This window comes from Oceaniferula flava, from assembly GCF_016811075.1.
Lineage (GTDB): Bacteria > Verrucomicrobiota > Verrucomicrobiia > Verrucomicrobiales > Akkermansiaceae > Oceaniferula > Oceaniferula flava.
In genome coordinates, this window is sequence record NZ_JAFBGL010000006.1 from 55862 (window position 1) to 74333 (window position 18472).

An 18472-nucleotide genomic window follows, 5' to 3' on the forward strand; every position below is an offset into this window, starting at 1 on the left:
TCGCCATGCACGGCTCAGATCATCTCCAGCAGGCGTTCGGCCTTATCGGCCACGATGGCATCCTGCGAGTGGCTGAGCTTATTGATGAAGCGGTGCTCGTTGTGCAGCTGCATACGCAGGCGTTTATGCCAGTCCTCGGCGGTCTCGTCATTGGGGACGGTGGCGAATTTTAAAAACAGATCCAGCACCTCACCCTGCACCTCCGGCTGCGCGATGCCGAGGATATCGACGAGAAAAGGGAAAGCCGGCTCGGCGGCGGGCCAGACTTGGCCGGAGCAGAGCGCCACCCACATATCGTGACCTGCCTTCATCGCCCGTGGGCCTTTGCGCGATGCCAATGCCTCGAGAATGCGCGGCACCTGCTTCTTGGATGCCGGTGCCATCTTGAATTTTGCCCAAGGCACCTTGCGTAGTTTCATCCACATTGCGTCCGCCATGCCGATAGCGTTAGCAGGTTCGGAAACAATAACCGACCGCGAAATGCACGAGTGTGGAAAAATCTGCCAGCGGGTGATCACTTGCTCTTTGTGGGAGCTGGAGGATAGTATCAGATGCGAACCATACTCTGCACGGCCGGCTTGTTAATTGCCGGCGTCCTGATTTCCTGCGCCAAGGAGAAGCCCGTGACGCTGGAAAAATACCAGTGGAAGAAACGCCTCATTCTCAGCTACCCCATAGATGCCCAAGCTTGGGCTGAGCAGTTGAAGTCGGTCCGGGCGCATTATGCCAAGATGGAGGAGCGGGATCTCGTCATGTTACGCCTCGATGCGGAGATGCAAAGTTTCAGCGCCGCGGAGCGCAAGGCCTTGATCGTGAAATACCAGCTCAGCCCCGGTAGCCACGTGCTGATTGGCAAGGACGGTGGGGAAAAAGCCCGGCAGCAGGGGGCACTCGATCTCAAGCCGTGGATACAGCTCATCGATACCATGCCGATGCGCCGCAATGAGATGAAAAAGGACTAGAGGACGTCCGGATTGAGCTGCCACATGGTGTAGCAGAGTGCGGCGGCGAAGCTGACCCAGATGAGATAGGGGAGCAGTAGGACCGCAGCGACTTTGTGCAAGCGCCAGAAAGCCACGACATTGGCCACGATCAGACACCACAGCAGCAGCACCTCGACAAAGGCGAGGGCGCCCAGGTGCCATTTGAAGAAAAGCCACGACCAAAGCGCGTTGGTCGCCAGCTGGACCAGGAAGATACCCAGTGCCAGCTTGGTTTTCCGACCAGATGGCTGTCGCCACACCAGCCAAGCAGACACCGCCATCATGGCGTAGAGAGCACTCCACACCGGCCCGAACAACCAAGCCGGCGGCGCCCAGCTGGGCTGCGTGAGTTCTTGGTAAAAACTACCCGCCGTGGCCGATGCAATTGCATCTAGCGCAGCGGCTGTGAAGGTGACGATACAGCAGGCGATGAAGCCGACAATCTGGCTCTTGAGCGGTTTGGGGGTCATTGTGAGGAGGAGGGAAATACGAGACGCCTACTTCGTCTCTGCCACCGGCAGAGCGGCGGCGATCTCCTTGGCAACTTGCTCGGCGAGGTGTTGGTAGCCTTTGCCCTTGAAGTGGACGTCGCCCACCTTGGCTTGGATTTCCGGCAGGCGCTTGAGGGCGTGCGCGTGGAGGTCGTTGATCGCGATGTCGTTCGCCTTCATGATCTCGGCGGCGATGGCATTGTATTTGATTTCATCGCCCACCTTGCGGCCGGCTTCTTTTTCCGGCACGGGGGTGGTGGCGCACCAGATCAGGGTGGCTCCGGTCTTTTTCAAGCGGGCGACGATTTGTTCCATGCTCTGGCGATACTGCTCGGGCGTGGCGGTCAGGGTGCCGTCGATCTTATCGCGGTGGCCTTGGGTTTTGGACTTGGGGTTGCGGTAGCAGATGTCCCAGAGGCCCCAGTTGAAATGAATCACATCCCAGTGTCGTGTGCCTAACCATTTTTCCAAATTGGCAGCTCCATGGGCCGCGAATTTGCCATTGCTGGGGATGCGGAAGACGTCTGCCTTGCCATGCAGCTTCTTCCTCACAGGGACGGTGTAGCCGATCGAAATTGAGTCGCCGATGATCAGCACATTAGGACGATCCGGATGGTCCTTGGGGTTGGCGAAGGCTTTGGAATATTCCTTGCCGGTATAGAGCTCCGAAGCATCGGCGAGCTTATCGGCACGGAGTGCCGTGCAGGGGACAAGCAGACAGAGGGCGAGGGTGAAAAAGGATGGGCGACGGCGTGAGGTCATAACTAGATGATGCGTGAATCTGGCGATCTGTCTACTCTTTAGCCGCCCCCTTGATGGCGGGGTGCGAGAGCAGGAAGGCGCGGCGACCATCGGCAAAGGTCCGGATCGGGGTGCCGGCGCCCCGCACTTCACTGAGCTCGTCAGGCTGATCGGCGGTGAGCTTGAGGAAGGCCTCGGTGCTGCCGTTTTTCCGGGTATCGGCGATGACGTCGTCTTTGATCATGGCGCGATATTCGGCGACGATCGGGCCGAGCTTTTTCCAGTCAAGCCAATCGCGGGCGATGCTCTCACAGTGGGCGAGGTAACGTTTCCGCAGCGAGGGGACTTTGAGCAGCTTGGAACGCAGCGGTTTGGAGTCGTCATCCAGTCCGACCAGGGGGTCGAGTGAAAATGGGCTGGCGTCCGCGGCGGACTCACCACGGCGGCGGTGGCCGGCGCGGAAGGCTTCGTTCATATCGTGGGGCACGATGTGGAACATGCCTTTGGGATCGCGGTAGAGGGTGAAATCACTGGCACGTGCCCAGTAGCCATCGCTGTTCATCAGGGTGCAATCGATGGCGAGGAAGCGCAGGGTGCTCTCGATGTCGAGGATGGGAGCGAGCGCGGCTTCGAGTTGGTCGATGGGGGTTTCGTTGAGCACCTTGCAGAGGCCGATCAGCGCTTGCCAGTCCTCAGCATCGCCTTTTTTCTGCTCAAAGCGCTTCTTGTATTCGGCCAGATCCTCGCCGAGGTATTTCAGTCCGGCATCGCCGCGTGGGGAGCCGGGGGCCTTCCAGCGAGCGCCTTTTTTGGTGTCGTAGTTCTCCTTGAGGAAGTCCTTATCGAACTGCTGCTGGTTCTGATAGATGCCCCAGTATTCGCCATTGATGACCACGCGGACGAGGTTCACTTTCGGCGCCGGTGTCAGGCTGCGGGCGATCTGCGAGTAGATCACGGCCCCCAGCAGGCTGGCATCGCCGAAGGAGTTGTTCAGATTGAGTGTTTTGTAACCATCGAGTCGCTGGTCCTTGTCGCTGTGGTCGAGCGAAACGTTGAGCGAGCGTTTCTGGCCGCTGCGGGTTCTGAAGTAGCTGGACGCACCGCGGAAATGTATGCCTACCCCTTCGTAAACCTTGCCATCGATGGTGAGTTTGGCCGGCACATCGACGTCCGAGTTGTTGAACGCCTCCAGCTCTTTTTCCCACTGGTCGTTTTCAAAATCAATGAATAGGGTGCGCAGAAGCTTCGGATCGTAGACCTCGCCCTTGACCTTCTCGATGTCGGACGGGCTGATTTTTTTGCCCGCTTGGATTTTCAGTTCCTGCTGCTCGCCGCGCCGTGGGCCCCGGCGCCGCGATGTGGGGTTCTGCTGAACGAACTCGAGGGCTTTGCTGCGTTCGGCGGTTTCGAGTCGACCGTTTTTATTGGCATCGAACTTGTCTAACAATTCGCGCTCGGGCGATTCATTCGGTCCGCCGCCGCCACCGGGTGGGCGGCCTGCTCCATTAGCCCCCGGAGGTGGTCCTGGCTGGGCAAAAGCACTCGCAGTGAGAAGGACAGCGCCGGCGGTGGTCAATGGAATGAATCGTTTCATGAAGGAGTTAACCTAGAGGAATCTGATTGGTTTTCAAATATTTCGAGTGGAATTTGATCATGACGCAGATGCTCGGCGCTGAACGATTGATCCCCGGTGCAGGCTACGTATAGTGGCTTTATGAAGACACCCTCCATGACTCGGCGCGATATGATGAGGCTTGCCGCACTGGCATCACTGGCTCCTGCCGGCAGTGCCTTGGCAGCACCCGGCGGTGGCAGGTCGCCCAAAAAGGGACTGGCGATTGCGGTGAAGAACAACGGCTGGGCGGAAAAAGTGCGCAAGCTGAACTGCAAGTGGTTCTACTCCTGGGGGGCAAAAATCCCCAATGGCATCCCTGCGGGGGTCGATTTCAAACCGATGATTTGGGGTTACTGGGGCGATAAGGCAGGGCTCGCCAAAACGGGTCAAAAGATCAAGGAAGCCGGTATTAAAGAGCTGTTAGGATTCAATGAACCCGATGGCAAACATCAGGCGAACATGTCGGTGGAAAAAGCCCTGCGCATCTGGCCGCTGCTGATGGAGACCGGGCTGCGACTCGGCAGTCCGGCTTGTGTTCACCCGGATAACGACTGGATGAAGGCCTTCATGGCCGGCGTGAAGAAAAAAGGCCTGCGGGTCGACTTCGTCACCGTGCACTCCTACGGCGGACCCCATGCGAATCAACTGGAGAAACGCCTGCACAAGATTCAGAAAATGTACAACAAGCCGCTCTGGATCACCGAGTTCGCGGTGGGCGACTGGGATGCCAAGACCCCGAAGGCGAACAAGCACCACCCGGACAAAGTGCTCAAGTTCATGGAAACCATCCTTCCGAAGCTCGATCGCATGGACTTCGTGGAACGCTATGCCTGGTTCCCTGCGGGTCAGAAATCAGCGCCGCTGGGCACCAGTGCACTTTACGATGGTAAGGGGAATCTGACACGCCTCGGTAAGGCATACCGAGACGCCTAAGGGGTGGGTAAGGAAAGGTCAGCTACGGCTGCGGCATGGCGGAAACTGTTCTGCTCGGATTTTCCTAACTGAGTATGTCGCCTGCTCACTCAAGTGATCAGTTTAGGTATTGCCGCGTGGACGATCCATGTGATGCTGGGTGGGTTCATAGATGAGAGAATCACTTCTAGGCGCGTTTGCAGTGCCTGAGTGAGTTCTTTTGATCTATGGGATGGTTCAATACCGAGAAACCGTAATATGATGAAGATAGAACAAACAATGAAATCAATCAGGTCTCTGACCGCTCTGACGCTGACGGGCGTCGCCATGGTCTCCGCATCAGCAAATGCCGCAACTCTGGCATCCTGGGATGCCTGGGCGGACAGTGACACAGCCGGTGGCTTAGCTTCCGATTTTTCCACGGCGTCGATAACTACTACGATCACCGGTACTGCGGTCCGGGACATTGTCACCAATAGAGGCAGTAATGACGGAACGTTCGGAACCTTAGCTGGAGCGGTATCCGATACAAACGCACTACGGATGAACAAACCTGACGGTTCAATCTTGCAAGTGAATGTTGCCAACAATTCAGGAGCTACCCTGTCCTTCGATCAATTGCATTTCGATGGCGTGTTTACGGGTGACAGCATTCGGGACTTTGAGGTCGTATTTGTGAACACTTCCACGGCGACCACCAGTGGTCTGTTAGGTTCAGGCTCAATCACCTCTGATACGAATACCGTCACATTCGTTGCTGACTACGATGATTTCGATATTGATGTAAGCTCGATCACTTTGGATAGCGGTGATGAAGGATACTTTCAGATCACCTTCGATGGTGGCACTGGTGGTATCAATAGCGCTTCAACGATCGACAATGTTGCTCTTACGACCGTCGTTCCTGAGCCATCTTCCGCGGCCTTGCTTGGCCTCGGTGGACTTGCGCTGATCATGCGTCGGCGCCAGTAAGTCTCTCAACTTTGTGTGTGTAGGGTGCCAGTTTCTAACTGGTGCCCTTTTTTTGTCTTGTTCCCTTGCTGACTGAAGAGCCGCCCAGTTCAGCTCTAGCGCTGTTTACAAAGGTCAGGGGGGCTTAACGCGATAATGTGATGCATAAACGGCCCACGCGCAGGACGTGTGAGCCGTTTATGAAAAAATGGGTGTGTCAGCTGAACTAACTTCTCTTACGGCGGGCTGTCAGTGCGAGAGCACCAAGTCCTAATAGAAGAGCGGAAGATGGTTCCGGCACAGCAGCTGCACCGACTTGGTGGGCGAGTTCTGGCCCAGCGTCGATAACGGTGTATCCCCAGGAAACGATGACATCTTCGGGATTGAGCAAGGTCGCGTCACCGTCGAAATCTGAGAAGTAAATGTTGTGGTTTAAGACATCTCCGACAGCAAAACTAGCCTGTGAAGCTTTTTCAATATGGATAATGTCTGTTGCCAGATAAGTGGCTTCGTTGGGAAACATGTAGATCAAACCCAAGTTTACGGCACTGGGGTCGAGGCGGGTGGAGCCGCGGAGGATATCGCTGTAGTCGATATCGTTGGTGACAAATTCAGGATTGCCGCCGGGGATGCCGATGACGAGGCGTTGTTGGGCATTTCCTCCTGCGACGTCGTCGGTGATGGTGCCCGTGATATCGAAGGAGAGTGTCGATTCGGTGGCACTCCAATTGGAGATCGTCAATGCGGCATTAGCGGCACTGGTGAAGGAGCTGATCGCGAACAAAGCCGCTGCGATACTGCGTAGTTTGGATGTATTTTTCATGGTTGTATCATTGCTATAACCATCGGTGAATGGAACTAGTGGGAGTTGTTCCATTCAACGAGAATTATGATGCGTTTTAAAGGAATGTCGTGATGACACCCTTAGAAAGGAAGGTGGGGACTGAGGCGCAAGACTGGGCGCGGAGATAAGATGAATTAACATGAAATTGATTCACTTTTATGATGTCTGTGTAGGTATTGAGGTGACTGTTTTTCCGCCAGGGCCAGATTCAATCGCTGAACCTCCATCGTGTGGTGGGGAGGGAGCGATCTGGTGACGTGCAAGAGAGTCTATTTTGTAGGCACATCAACGCAAGAAATGGGGGCATGGTCCAACTGTGTCTATGATAGGCACACCCAAATGAGGTTTTTTGAGATAGCCGACTGAGCGGTATGCTGGTGCTTTAGATTGAGATGATCACATGTTTCATGTGTGACTCAACTGTCGATCTGGTAGGTGCAGGCTTATCAGATATGCAAACAGCACAAAGCTATAAAATATGAAAACACAGAACATCAAGAAAACGATCACCAAGCACGCTGTATCCGCGCTGCTGGTTCTCACATTGGGCGGATCAGCAAGTGCGGCTACACTGAGTGTGACGGCCTTGGGGGACCCCGATCAAGCCATCGACCTAACGGCTCTCGGCACCGGCGATTGGGCGCTCTATACGACGACTGATCTTGAGCCGACCGAGAGTAAAGCGGGAGGCAGTGGGATCAATGCTGTCACCTATGCGGGCTCCGACGTTCTTGGAGCATCTAATTCGAGCCAGAGTATTTTGTACTCATGGTCGGACGGTAGCCCGACTGCGAGCAACCCAGGCGGAACCTTTGACGCTGACCATTTGAGCACTGTTAATGAGCCAGGCTCAGCGGTGTTCTCGACAAGTGTGCTGGCCTCGACAACGCTCAACACGCTTTATGTGACCTACGGACAGTGGAATGCAGTTTCTCGTATTACAGTGTCGTTATCGGATGGCTCGATTGCTGATCAGCAACTTGATTTGTCCACCAACGATCACCAAACGGTGCAGATTGATTTTGCCTCGGATACGGATGCGGTGCTTGATGTGGAAATTGAATTTCTATCGGATACGGGAAATAATAACAGCCAGCTGCGTTTTCAGAGTTTAGCCTTGGCGAACGCTGTTGATCCGATTCCAGAGCCCTCCACGAGCGCTCTGCTCGGACTGGGTGGTCTGGCTCTGATCTTGCGTCGTCGCAAGTAATTCAGCGGCGTCTCCGGGAGGAGACTGTAACCATCGACACGAGACGGTCTGTTCGCGGGCCGTCTCGTTTTGTTAGGTGGCGAGCTGATTTTTACTTGGTCGGTGGACTGAAATGGAAGGAGTCGAAAAGGCCATAGTTCTCCTGATGCGGAATATGGTCGCCAATGAACTTAAGATTCTCAACGCTGCAATGCGCGGTGAAGGTGATCTCGTCTCCGAAGGCCGTTTGCAGCTGCTTCACTTGCTTGCCGTTGACGAACCATGAGATCAAATACTTGCCATCTTTTCTGTGAGCGATGTCGATGGCCAGCTTATACCAGGCCTCAGCCTTGATCAGAATTTGGTCTGAGCTGAACGGGTTTCCCTGTGAGGTGCAGTAACAAACAAGGTCGTTGGGGCCGGCTTTGAGTTTCTCGCGCAGGGACTCCTTACCGTAGCCAATTTCAAAATCGACTTCGTGTCGATCGTTTCGATAAAGAAAGGCACCCACGCTGGACTGATCGCCCTTACCCATTGATGGGATAAACACACGCCAGGTGTAGCGCCCGATACCGAAACGTCTGGTCGTCCGAATCTTCACGCGGTCTCGTGTCTCCGCTCTGGTGCTCATGCGGAGGATGCCCTTGCTCAGACTGTAGGATGGAGGGCTCTTTGGACTGGAGTCATTTTTCCATCCTGAGAGGTCATCGAAGTTCGCGTGAAACGAACTTTCCTCGGCGTGGATCTGCTGATGGCCTAGGGTGAGGAGAAGTGAGATGCCGAGGAAAAGGCGGATTTCGCGGATCGATCTCATGGCCGTCAAATGGAGACTCTTCATTGTTGGGGCAGGTTTGTTGGCTGTGACATTCCTCTGAGTGATCTAGCGCGGGGCGGGGCCCAAGGTCTGGCCACCGTCGACTAATTCGGCACCCAGAAACTTGATCGAGCCATGCGGGAATCCACCGCGGACCCAGCTTCGGAAATGTCGCAGAGCATCCTCGTGCAGGTGGCGATAGCGTGTGGGTGATGGCTGCAACCAAGCGAGAAAATCAGCGTCCTCCAAGACGACGAGCGACATGTCACGAGGCATTTGGATGCCGTGCGCGAGACAGTAGTTGTTCAAGCAAATGGCCTGAAAAACATTCTCGGTGATGACCACCGACGGTCGTTCTTTGGTCAGCGTCATTCGCCACCACTCGTGCCAGTCGGATGGATGGACGAGATCTGGAATCATGTGGGAAAAGGAGACCTCTTCGCTATCCCAGTTTTCTGCGAGGATTGGGGCGGTGCTTTCCTGCACGGCACCTGTCATTACCTCTTCAGGTGTGGCGCGGCCCATGACCAGAAGGATGCGCCGATGCCCCAGCTCAAGCACTTCGCGTAGCAGGCCGGTAATGCAATCGACAATTTTGAAACCGCTGCCCGAAAGTAGCCCCACACTACCACGCAAGCTGCCACCGGTGGCGTAACAAGGGAGCTTGAAGGTTTCGACAGCCTTGACCCATTCCAGCGTGATCGTGTCGAAAAACACGCAATTGGCACCGGACGCGGTGATCCACTTTTTGAGCAAATACTCAGGTTTCCGGATCCTCATTAGATCGCACTGCACCCGACTCGTCTGGCCGCCTTCGGATTTCCAGAAATCCTCAATCTGCAGGATCAGGGCGGCGTCCTCCTGAGTTGGGGGATGGCGGCTATCGATGACGACTAACAAGTGCAGCTGATCTGACGCGGCTTTTTTACTCTCTTTGCGCAGGATTTTACGCATCTTCCCTGGCTCGGCGGGGGAGATCAGTCCGTTGGCTTCGAGGATGTTCAGGGCGCGTTCACAGGTCGGGCGGCTGACATCGTAACGCTTTCCTAAAATCCGGTGCCCAGGTAGGCGCTCTGTCCACACACCGGCTGTGATCTCTTTCGAGATCTCAGCGGCGAGTTGTTCGGAAAGGGTGTTTCGCTCGAGTCGGGCCATGCAGGAAACCTGATCGCAATACAGGACAATGTCCACCACAACTATGCATATCATATGCACACTTGAAAGCCGCCTTTCCATATCGACCTGACCGTAGCGATGTGGAGGATCTGGTGTGTGTGATGATAAAAAACGCTGCGCGTGCTCTGCTCAGTGGAAGTTCTGATCTCGATCAGGGCGAACCTAATCACACCAACCCTAACCAAACGATGATGAAAAAACACCTCGCTTACTCGATTAGTTCATTATGCATGGCCGCCACGCCGCTGGCCTACGCAGCCACGCCCATGATTTCCACCACGGACTTTGTGGTGGCTATCGATGCCGATGGGAATGGTAGTATCGGACTTTGGGGGAATGAATTGTCTTTCCTGACCGACGGTATTGAGAACAACAAGGCGATCTGGGGAGGCGCATCCAATAGCGGCTTCATCGTCACACCTACCTTGGCGAGTGGCTTGGTGGCTAGCTTTGATATCCGGTCGGCCGACCACGGTCCGCGCGATGTCACCAGCTGGGCAATTTACGGCACCAATGATGCCATCACGAGTACAAGCAACAGCACAGGCACCGATGAAAACTGGACCTTCATCGACTCTGGCACTTTGGCGGACCCCGCTCCATGGACCACTACTTCGGTCGCTGTCGATGCGAGCGAAGCCTATACCTCTTACAAGGTGCTCTTTCCTACCACCGTTGGTGAAGATACTGAGACAGCGGTCGCTGAGTTTCAGCTGTATGCCGTCCCGGAGCCCTCGTCCGCCGCGCTGCTTGGCTTCGGTGGCCTTGCCCTGATCCTGCGCCGGCGCAAGTAATCTACGAATTTTTTTGTGTGTGCAAAACGGTGGGTGGAGTGATCTCTACTCACCGTTTTTTTGTACGGATGACCGGGCGGCTTGGGGCGCAGGGCCGAGGCTGGCACCTCCGACTTGCTCGGCGCTGAGAGCCTTGACGGATCCTGGGGAGAATCCGCCACGCACCCAATCTCGAAAGTGGCGGAATGCTTCGTTGTAGAGATAGCGGTAGCGCGTGGCGGGAGGTTTGAGCCAGGTGAGGAAATCGGCATCCTCCAGAACCACAATCGACATGTCACGTGGCATTTGGATGCCGCGTTCGAGGCAGTAGGTGTTCAGGCAGAGCCCTTGGAAGGCATTCTCGGTAACGACCACTGAAGGCTGCTCCCGGTCTAGCGTGCTTTGCCACCAGTGATGCCAGTCGGATGGGTTGGTGAGGTCTGGGACCTCGATGGAAAAAGTGATCTCTTCCCCGTCCCAGGTCTCGGCGAGAATCGGATCCGTGGTTCGGCGGATGGCTTCGGCCATTGATTCCTCATCGGTGGCCCGCGCAAGCACCAGTAGGATGCGTCGGTGACCGAGCGCGAGGAGCTTTCGAAATAAAGTATCGATGCACAGCACCAGTTTAAAACCACAGCCAGAGAGTAAACCTGAGCCTGCGCCGATGTGGCCTCCTGTTGCATAACAGTGTAGTCCAAAGTGTTCAAGGTGCGCAATCCATTCCGGGGTGATGGTTTCAAAGAGCACGCAGTTGGCACCCGACATTTGCAACCATTTCTTGAGCAGATACGTAGGCTGATGGATGCGCGTCAGGTCACCTTCCACGCGACTGGTTTCGCCTCCCTCGCTGATCCAGAAATCCTCCATACGTTTGATCAGGGCTGCGTCTAATTGGGTAGGGGGATGGCGGCTATCAATGACAATTAGCAGGTGCATCCGCTCTGTGTTCGGGGTTTTGACCTTTTGCCGTAACACGGCGCGCATTTTACCGGGTTCTGCAGGACCGATCAGGCCATTGGATTCGAGGATCAGCAAGGCCCGTTCACAGGTAGGACGACTGACTCCAAAGCGTTTTCCCAGCACGCGATAGCCAGGCAGGCGCTTGGTCCAGACGCCGTTTTCGATCTCTTCGCTAAGGGCGCGGGCCAGCTGCTCGGCAAGCGAGGTTCGGTCTAGATGGGGCATGATTGGATTCAAACCGAGATCACCAAAAAGTCCAGTCTAACTGAGTATGTGCACTGCTCACTCAAATGGAAGCTTTGAGTGTCGACCTGATGCTTAACCGTGAGATACTTAGACGATCGTATTCTCATGTGGCATGTCCTTTGTCATGGGATGAATGCGATGAATAGTTAGAATTCTCCAGGCTCCCGATGGGGTTCGGCGAGGGTTAAGCGATAAAACATGAAACAATGAACACATATAAAAACATACTCACTTTGGCTGTGCTCGGTGCGGCGTCTTGGGCTGGCACCATGCAGCTTGACGCTGCGTCATATACCTTTTTGGGAGGCGGCAGTATAACGGTAGGGGCGAACTGGGAAAATGACTCGGATAACTCCACTGGAACGGTTCCTGGCAGTGGCGACACCGGGGTGATCGCCGTGGACGGAACTTATGCCGCTAACATATGGAATACCTCGGGTGCCAATATCCTGCAAACAGGTGGAGATATCGTCAGTTCAGGTGGCGGCACCTCACAGAATTTCAACTTCAACGGTGGTAGCACTTATACCATGACCGGAGGTTCATTTACTTCACGTGGTCTTCTAGCCAACGGAACGACGATTAATCTGCTCGGCGGAACTTGGACGGTTGGCAACGGGACTTCAGGCAGCGGTTTCGGTGTTGGGAACGGAGGAACGCTGAACATTGGAGGCACGATGATCATCGATAATAACCGAACCACTGCTCACGGTTTTTCCAGCAGTTCGGGCACGATCGACTTTGCTGCTGACTGGACCGGTAGCTGGACCAACCCCACGGTGGATACGGCAGCCTGGAAAACGGAGATCACCACGGGTAACTACACCCTGGGTGGCGTGGATATCACCGAGATTTCGTTTGATGAGGACTTCGTGGTCACCGGGAACACCCTGAGCCTGGTGGCTGTGCCTGAGCCATCATCCGCCGCCCTACTCGGTCTTGGTGGTCTGGCGCTGATCATGCGTCGCCGCAAGTAACGGATCTATTTTCACGGAGTAGCAACTGGTAGGTAGAGTTTGCTCTGCCTACCGGTATTTTTGATTCGATGGATGGGTGTGAATGCACCTAGTCCGCGCAACTGTGCATATGTCCTGCGCAGACGAATGAAGCCCTCTACGGCTGGATCTTCCACCAATCCGTGTAAGTTACCCCAATGAGTCGTCGTTATACCTGCCGCTAGGTCGTTCGTTTTTCAGAAGCTGGAAGCACATCGGCGGAGCCTCATCTATTTCACACACTTAAGCCATCTTCATGAATTCTCATTTGAAACGTGTTACCACTCTTTGTTCTCTCGCCATCTTGGCACCTGCCGTTCAGGCCAAGCCGACTCCGTCAGAGCCGGCTATCACAAAAGCACATGCCGTCTACCCAGGCTTTTCCCGGCCTCCATCCCAAGGGGAAAACTACAACACCTGGAGCGATGCCAAGGGGCCTGACGTTGGGGCCACGACCGTGGATGTGAGCCGCCTGCCCTCACGCGTCGATAACTCGGCTCGTCCTCAGTTTCCCGCAGTTTACAAACAGATCTGGGGCGCTTGTGGTCAGTTCGCCTCAGTGGCGTCGATTTTCACGTATGAAATGAACGTCCTCAACGGCACCGCGGCCGATACGGATGCGACACGTTTCCCTGCCCACTTTTCGTGGAACATGATCAACAATGCCGAGAACAAAGGCTCCGAGGCCTATCACGGCTGGGAGGTGGCGAAACACATCGGTGTGCCCACCGCCAAGTCCTACGGCGGCGTCCGTTTGGATAAAATCGGCGTCTGGCCGGATGGCTACCATATCTGGCGTGAGGCGATGGAATACCGGGTGTCCGGCTACCGCTACACGCCGCTGAATACGGTCGAGCAGCTCAACGAGGCTCGCGCTTGGCTCTACGATCGCAATCAACCGAAACAGGGCGGGCAGACCGTCGGGGGATTGTTTGCCATGGATGGGCGGATGGGCGAGCTGAAAAAAGTCACCGTCACCCTGCCGAAGGGAGCGCATGAGGCCGGTAAGAAGCTTTGGACGAAGTGGGGACCCAGCGGCTACGGCCACGGCATTGCCTGCGTCGGCTACGATGACGAAGTCGGTTATGATGTGAATGGCGACGGTAAAATCACCAACGATGTCGACCTCAATGGCGACGGCAAAGTCACCCTCGCCGATTGGGAACGCGGGGCCTTCATAATTGTGAATTCCTGGGGCGACGAATGGTCGAACAATGGCCGAATCTACCTCCTCTACAGCGGCATGGTGGATCCTACTTGGAAAAGGGGGAACTACTTGGGTCGGGTGGAAGTGGCCCGCTATCAGCCGCGGACAACGCTGCGTCTCAAGCTCGCCTGCAGTGACCGCACCGATCTCCGTATGAACATCGGGCTCGCTAGCGATGAGCAGGCAACAGCTCCCGAGCAGCAGTTTGCTCCAGAGGCATTTAACGGTTGGCCGTTATTTGGTAGAAGCAATGCGGGACACGTCCCCATCGCAGGCCCAGGTGATGATCGCCCCATCGAAGCCGGGATTGACCTCACCACACTGCTTAAAAGACTAGGCCCCAACGAGGACGGCAAAGGCCGTTTGTTCCTGAGCCTCAGCCGCGCCGATGGTAGTGAGGCATCCGGTGAACTCATCGAATGTGCCATACGGACTTATGACCAACATGGCGGCTTCGTTCGTGAGTCCGTCGTCAAGGTTGGAGATGGTAGTTTTGGGGAATCACAGTTCACACTGGAAGCCTCGGTCGATGGCCTCCCTGTCCAATAAAAACAACATGATTGAGAGCGCGTCGCTTTGCCCAGCCTCTAATAAATAGTCATTCCTGCAGCAGCATCTTCTTTGAGTCACCTCATCTTCTCACCAGGTCATCTTGCCCGATCTTCCAAAAAAGAGCGCTGACCTGCTCATGGAGGGGCAATGGTTTGGGGTGACCACTTTCATCTATAACCTTTGCAATTAAACACACATTAAGCTTAAGAGTCTAAAAATGACCCTTTAAGAAAGCATCTAATACTGTTTTCTGAGAATGCTTCCATTACGAATGGAGATCATAAAGATGAGGTGTTTTTGATTGCGAGTTTTATCTACGTCATTCTATCTTTATCACTTTCAACCCATTTATTTCATGACTCTCTACATTACTCGTCTTCGCCCAGTTGCAACGAAACAGGGTTTTGCTCTGATCGCGACCATTTCTGTGATGGTTCTATTAGTCATGATTGCTCTGGCAATGTTGTCACTTTCCACGATTGAGCTGCGCCAGGAAAGCCAGGCCGCGCACAAGCAGACGGCGCAAGCGAACGCTCGCATGGCGTTGATGAAGGCCTTGGGTGATTTACAAAAATATGCAGGAGCCGACCAGCGTGTGACAGCAACGGCATCGATTCTCAGTGACTCGGTAGCGACGCACAAAAAAAATTGGACCACCGTGTGGGATACCACGGATTGGGACGTCACGGATCCGATTAAGACCAGGGACAGCGCTTACATGGGAGCGCTAGTTTCAGGCGATGAATACTTACTTCCTACCGATCTTAATTCTGCGACTGCAGCGCTTGAGCAAGCGGTTCCCCTAACTGACCCTGAATGGATCCCGCTGGTAGCCGAAGGTTCAGTGAATGAGACTGACGAATATGTGTATGCCCCACGCGTCGATGTGGTTGATTCAAGCTCTCGGGTAAATGGAGGTTATGCTTACTGGGTGAGTGATGAAGGGGTGAAGGCTAGGCTGGACGTGGCCGAGCCAGCAAATTCGCCTGGCAATACCTGGATCACCACTGGAAAGTTGGCAGCAGCTCCCGGCACGGGAGCGCACAAGGTAACAGGTCTCGCTGACTACACTGCCTACCTGCCGGAGGGCGGGAAGGTCGATCAGATCGACAAGATGATGAGCTACCGAAGCTTCGATTTGAGTGATCTGAATGCCGAAGCACTCAAAGAGAACTTCCACCATTTAACCGCTTCACATACCGGTCTCCTGGTTGATAACCGTCGCGGAGGAATCCGCCGTGATCTTTCAACAGCCTTTGAAATTGACCCTGAAGAATTCGGTGAAATTGAAGAGTTCAATAATTCAGGCGAGACGAATCAAACGGAGGAATACAGCTCATTTGCACCCTCGGATGTGACCTCTAATCCGCTGTACTATCATAATGGAACGGACAGTGAATTAGGTTACCTTTACGAAGTGCCCGTGGATTCTTCTAACCGCTACCGCGGTCCGACATGGGATCTTTTGAGAAACCATTACAGGATCTATAAAAAAGAGCGCAACGATCTGAATTTTAGGGGGCTCCCCACGCCCAGTAGCGGAGCTTTGGCAGCTCATGGTGTCGTTCCTTTCAGTTACACCGGAGATCCCAATGGCTTCGAAGGATCTTCTTTAGGATCCGTCTATGTTGGCCCCAACTACAATGGAGGTGCCGGCTATCAGTGTCCGTTTGTTTCCTCGCACGGTGCGAGCGGTGGCCACGATGCACGTAATGGGAATAGAATGCAGCCCACGGTGCAGAAAATCACCCCGGAATTACTCCGCGCTGTCTTTGTCTTTGGCTTGGCTCGCGAAGAAGACCAATTCTACATGACGGCTACCCCTTTCTTCACCTTCCACAACCCCTACAACTATCCCCTGGAGTTTTATTCGCTGAGCGTCGATATGCGCGCGGTCGGTTCATACACGGCCTTTTCTGCGCAATATGAAGACAAGTCGGGCGCGAATAAGACCGCCATTTTGAAATACCAGAGCTCCGACTGGTATGGCTTGAAGATGCTCACTTCCTACAGGCTGACTCCACCATCCAGCGGCCTGCATCGACTGGAACCTGGTGAAATTAGGATCATGAGTATGTTGCCGAATACGGAAATCGCAGCATCGGATCGCAACATCATCCGCATGACGGAATTCCAATACAACGAAGCAAACGGCCTGGTGTCGAATGCTAGGGGGGTGGGCCAAAACTATATGGAAGTGAAGACTGATTCCCAGATCACCGTGCAGATGAGTCTGAAGCAGGCCAATGCCACGCTGGGGAATATGTTTGTGCGCCTGTATCATCCGGAGAAAGCCACTGGTGGTAATTATAACATCGGAGACACGTCGACATTTTCCAATAATAACGATTGGGCGACTAATCGATACAACGATACCGAGCCGCTCTCGCTGATCAAACAAATCAAGGTGTGGCCGTACACTCAGAACGCGAGTGAGGCCAGGGTCTTCAATGAATCTCAGGTGACTCGACCAGATCAAGGATACCTCTCACTGTTTGTCCTGGATATGAACCTGAAGACCTTTCAAGATAATGTAGCCGTTCTCAGTGATTTCAACTACAGGGCCATGGGGGTAGGCCCAAGGGATTATGACGGCAGCGATGTGATTGCCCCGAACTGGAACATGAGCATCAGCCCCATCGGTGATTATTCTGAGCTGCAGCTGACCGATAGCATCGATGCTCCTGGGTATTGGGGCTCGTCACATGAAGCAGGAAGTGGTGAGTCCGAGATCGTGCTCTTTGATCTGCCTCACTCTCCCAGTGTCTCACTGGCCTCGCTACAGCATGCAGACACATCCAAGCTGAATTTCCACGCCATGCGCTCCATCGGCCACTCTCGCCCGCAGGTTGGCCAGCAAGACCTCACGAAGATTTACAACAAGCTTTCCAATTCACGAGGCACGGCAGGGGCGAAGGATCAGATTGATACCGCCTGGGCTTCCAATGAGGCGCTGTGGGATCGCTATTATTACTCTGGGATCAACTGGGGTGATCAACCAGGTCAGCCCTACGCGACGCATGAGCAAGCTATTCAGGCTGTCATCGATGGGAATGCTGGTGAAGTCTTTGCCAACACGAGGATGCAGCTGCTGAAGCCTGTGACCTCGGAAAATCTGGCAGAATTGACCGGCAACGAGGGCTACTCGAAAATAGGGGAGTTTCTTGGTATCAAGGGCGCGTTTAACGTGAACTCCACGAGTATTGAAGCGTGGAAGGCCGTTCTAGCCTCACTCAGTGGTCATGAGATTAGCTACTTAACCGGAACGAGCCTCAACGAGGAAAACCTAGGCAATGATCTCACTCCTCTGAGCCGTTTCAGCACTCCTGCTGGAGATGAAAATAATGACTTCATGGGCTTCCGTGCACTCTCCGATAAGGAACTGGAAGATCTCGCCGAAGCAATTGTCGATCAGGTCAAGCTGCGCGGTCCTTTCATGGGGCTTGCCGACTTTGTCAATCGTCGCTTGCTGAGCGATGAAACGGGTGAGGCAGGAGCCATCCAAGCGGCTATTGATGAGGCCAATCTGAACTCGTCTGTTGGCATGGGATCCACCAGTGACGGTGGACTCAAGCGATCGGCCGAAGATATCAATGAAGGTATGGCTCGGCACATTACCCAGGGAGATGTGCTCAACTCACTGGCACCCGTCATGGCGACCCGTTCAGATACTTTTGTGATCCGTGCTTATGGAGATAGTAAAGATGCGGATGGGGTGATCAGAGCAACTGCCCACTGCGAGATGGTCGTGCAGCGTGTTCCTGAATGGCTGGCGTCGACTACAGAGGAAGCTACAGTGCAAAGTTCAAGTTATCCGTCCCAAAACCCGACGACTCACCCCATTCTGGAGAAATGGGAAGAGAACCCGAATTTACCAGAGGTTAACAAGAAGTTCGGTCGGAAATTCGAAGTGAAGTCCTTCCGCTGGTTGTCGAAAGACGAGATTTAAACATAACCCTGTAATTACTTGAGATGAATTTGATGAGAAGAATCCTAATTGTCGCCCTGATTTTGGGCAGTGTT

At 54.4% G+C, this 18472-nt stretch carries 16 protein-coding genes; 8 read left to right on the forward strand and 8 right to left on the reverse strand.

Annotated features, from left to right (window positions below):
• Positions 1-14 precede the first annotated feature (14 nt).
• Positions 15-437, reverse strand: a complete 423-nt coding sequence (locus JO972_RS10040) for a hypothetical protein (protein ID WP_309489909.1) — start codon at positions 435-437, stop codon at positions 15-17.
• Between the two features lie 114 nt (positions 438-551).
• Between JO972_RS10040 and JO972_RS10045 the strand changes: the two genes are divergently transcribed.
• Entirely contained in the window at positions 552-962 is a 411-nt protein-coding gene (locus JO972_RS10045) for a DUF4174 domain-containing protein (RefSeq protein ID WP_309489910.1), read from the forward strand.
• Here the strand turns inward: JO972_RS10045 and JO972_RS10050 are convergent.
• The 3 genes from JO972_RS10050 to JO972_RS10060 are packed head-to-tail and all read right to left on the reverse strand — an operon-like array spanning position 959 to position 3809.
• The gene (locus tag JO972_RS10050; RefSeq protein ID WP_309489911.1) at positions 959-1453 is read right to left on the reverse strand and encodes a TspO/MBR family protein; all 495 of its coding nucleotides are present in this window, start codon (positions 1451-1453) and stop codon (positions 959-961) included. The genes JO972_RS10045 and JO972_RS10050 overlap by 4 nt on opposite strands.
• Before the next feature lie 27 nt (positions 1454-1480).
• On the reverse strand, positions 1481-2236 hold the full coding sequence (locus JO972_RS10055; protein ID WP_309489912.1) for an SGNH/GDSL hydrolase family protein: 756 nt from the start codon (positions 2234-2236) through the stop codon (positions 1481-1483).
• 31 nt (positions 2237-2267) lie between these two features.
• Positions 2268-3809 (reverse strand): CotH kinase family protein, encoded by a 1542-nt coding sequence (locus JO972_RS10060; RefSeq protein WP_309489913.1) that lies wholly within the window; start codon positions 3807-3809, stop codon positions 2268-2270.
• 120 nt (positions 3810-3929) lie between these two features.
• Between JO972_RS10060 and JO972_RS10065 the strand changes: the two genes are divergently transcribed.
• Both JO972_RS10065 and JO972_RS10070 read left to right on the forward strand, forming a co-directional pair.
• Complete coding sequence (locus JO972_RS10065; RefSeq protein WP_309489914.1) at positions 3930-4763, forward strand: glycosyl hydrolase; 834 nt, start codon at positions 3930-3932, stop codon at positions 4761-4763.
• Between the two features lie 237 nt (positions 4764-5000).
• Positions 5001-5714, forward strand: coding sequence for a PEP-CTERM sorting domain-containing protein (locus JO972_RS10070; RefSeq protein WP_309489915.1), 714 nt, complete (start codon positions 5001-5003; stop codon positions 5712-5714).
• A 205-nt stretch (positions 5715-5919) separates the two neighbouring features.
• Here the strand turns inward: JO972_RS10070 and JO972_RS10075 are convergent, their stop codons facing one another.
• Complete coding sequence (locus tag JO972_RS10075; RefSeq protein WP_309489916.1) at positions 5920-6516, reverse strand: PEP-CTERM sorting domain-containing protein; 597 nt, start codon at positions 6514-6516, stop codon at positions 5920-5922.
• A gap of 499 nt (positions 6517-7015) precedes the next feature.
• Between JO972_RS10075 and JO972_RS10080 the strand changes: the two genes are divergently transcribed.
• A complete protein-coding gene (locus tag JO972_RS10080) occupies positions 7016-7747 on the forward strand; it encodes a PEP-CTERM sorting domain-containing protein (RefSeq protein WP_309489917.1) in 732 nt (243 codons plus the stop codon).
• Between the two features lie 91 nt (positions 7748-7838).
• On the opposite strand, the gene JO972_RS10085 is transcribed toward JO972_RS10080, so the two are convergent.
• Entirely contained in the window at positions 7839-8540 is a 702-nt protein-coding gene (locus tag JO972_RS10085; protein WP_309489918.1) for a hypothetical protein, read from the reverse strand.
• A 66-nt stretch (positions 8541-8606) separates the two neighbouring features.
• On the reverse strand, positions 8607-9695 hold the full coding sequence (locus JO972_RS10090; RefSeq protein ID WP_309489919.1) for a GntR family transcriptional regulator: 1089 nt from the start codon (positions 9693-9695) through the stop codon (positions 8607-8609).
• Between the two features lie 209 nt (positions 9696-9904).
• Between JO972_RS10090 and JO972_RS10095 the strand changes: the two genes are divergently transcribed.
• A complete protein-coding gene (locus JO972_RS10095) occupies positions 9905-10510 on the forward strand; it encodes a PEP-CTERM sorting domain-containing protein (RefSeq protein WP_309489920.1) in 606 nt (201 codons plus the stop codon).
• A 45-nt stretch (positions 10511-10555) separates the two neighbouring features.
• On the opposite strand, the gene JO972_RS10100 is transcribed toward JO972_RS10095, so the two are convergent.
• Complete coding sequence (locus JO972_RS10100) at positions 10556-11674, reverse strand: substrate-binding domain-containing protein (protein ID WP_309489921.1); 1119 nt, start codon at positions 11672-11674, stop codon at positions 10556-10558.
• Between the two features lie 227 nt (positions 11675-11901).
• Between JO972_RS10100 and JO972_RS10105 the strand changes: the two genes are divergently transcribed.
• The 3 genes from JO972_RS10105 (at position 11902) to JO972_RS10115 (ending at position 18398) form a co-directional block, all read left to right on the forward strand.
• A complete protein-coding gene (locus tag JO972_RS10105) occupies positions 11902-12672 on the forward strand; it encodes a PEP-CTERM sorting domain-containing protein (protein ID WP_309489922.1) in 771 nt (256 codons plus the stop codon).
• Positions 12673-12946: 274 nt separating this feature from the next.
• Complete coding sequence (locus tag JO972_RS10110) at positions 12947-14446, forward strand: hypothetical protein (RefSeq protein WP_309489923.1); 1500 nt, start codon at positions 12947-12949, stop codon at positions 14444-14446.
• 358 nt (positions 14447-14804) lie between these two features.
• On the forward strand, positions 14805-18398 hold the full coding sequence (locus JO972_RS10115) for a hypothetical protein (protein ID WP_309489924.1): 3594 nt from the start codon (positions 14805-14807) through the stop codon (positions 18396-18398).
• Positions 18399-18472 lie beyond the last annotated feature (74 nt).

Coding starts and splice junctions, on each gene's coding strand:
- JO972_RS10040 (WP_309489909.1), bottom strand. CDS start 437: ATGGCGGACGCAATGTGGATGAAACTACGCAAGGTGCCTTGGGCAAAA.
- JO972_RS10045 (WP_309489910.1), top strand. CDS start 552: ATGCGAACCATACTCTGCACGGCCGGCTTGTTAATTGCCGGCGTCCTG.
- JO972_RS10050 (WP_309489911.1), bottom strand. CDS start 1,453: ATGACCCCCAAACCGCTCAAGAGCCAGATTGTCGGCTTCATCGCCTGC.
- JO972_RS10055 (WP_309489912.1), bottom strand. CDS start 2,236: ATGACCTCACGCCGTCGCCCATCCTTTTTCACCCTCGCCCTCTGTCTG.
- JO972_RS10060 (WP_309489913.1), bottom strand. CDS start 3,809: ATGAAACGATTCATTCCATTGACCACCGCCGGCGCTGTCCTTCTCACT.
- JO972_RS10065 (WP_309489914.1), top strand. CDS start 3,930: ATGAAGACACCCTCCATGACTCGGCGCGATATGATGAGGCTTGCCGCA.
- JO972_RS10070 (WP_309489915.1), top strand. CDS start 5,001: ATGATGAAGATAGAACAAACAATGAAATCAATCAGGTCTCTGACCGCT.
- JO972_RS10075 (WP_309489916.1), bottom strand. CDS start 6,516: ATGAAAAATACATCCAAACTACGCAGTATCGCAGCGGCTTTGTTCGCG.
- JO972_RS10080 (WP_309489917.1), top strand. CDS start 7,016: ATGAAAACACAGAACATCAAGAAAACGATCACCAAGCACGCTGTATCC.
- JO972_RS10085 (WP_309489918.1), bottom strand. CDS start 8,540: ATGAGATCGATCCGCGAAATCCGCCTTTTCCTCGGCATCTCACTTCTC.
- JO972_RS10090 (WP_309489919.1), bottom strand. CDS start 9,695: ATGGCCCGACTCGAGCGAAACACCCTTTCCGAACAACTCGCCGCTGAG.
- JO972_RS10095 (WP_309489920.1), top strand. CDS start 9,905: ATGATGAAAAAACACCTCGCTTACTCGATTAGTTCATTATGCATGGCC.
- JO972_RS10100 (WP_309489921.1), bottom strand. CDS start 11,674: ATGCCCCATCTAGACCGAACCTCGCTTGCCGAGCAGCTGGCCCGCGCC.
- JO972_RS10105 (WP_309489922.1), top strand. CDS start 11,902: ATGAACACATATAAAAACATACTCACTTTGGCTGTGCTCGGTGCGGCG.
- JO972_RS10110 (WP_309489923.1), top strand. CDS start 12,947: ATGAATTCTCATTTGAAACGTGTTACCACTCTTTGTTCTCTCGCCATC.
- JO972_RS10115 (WP_309489924.1), top strand. CDS start 14,805: ATGACTCTCTACATTACTCGTCTTCGCCCAGTTGCAACGAAACAGGGT.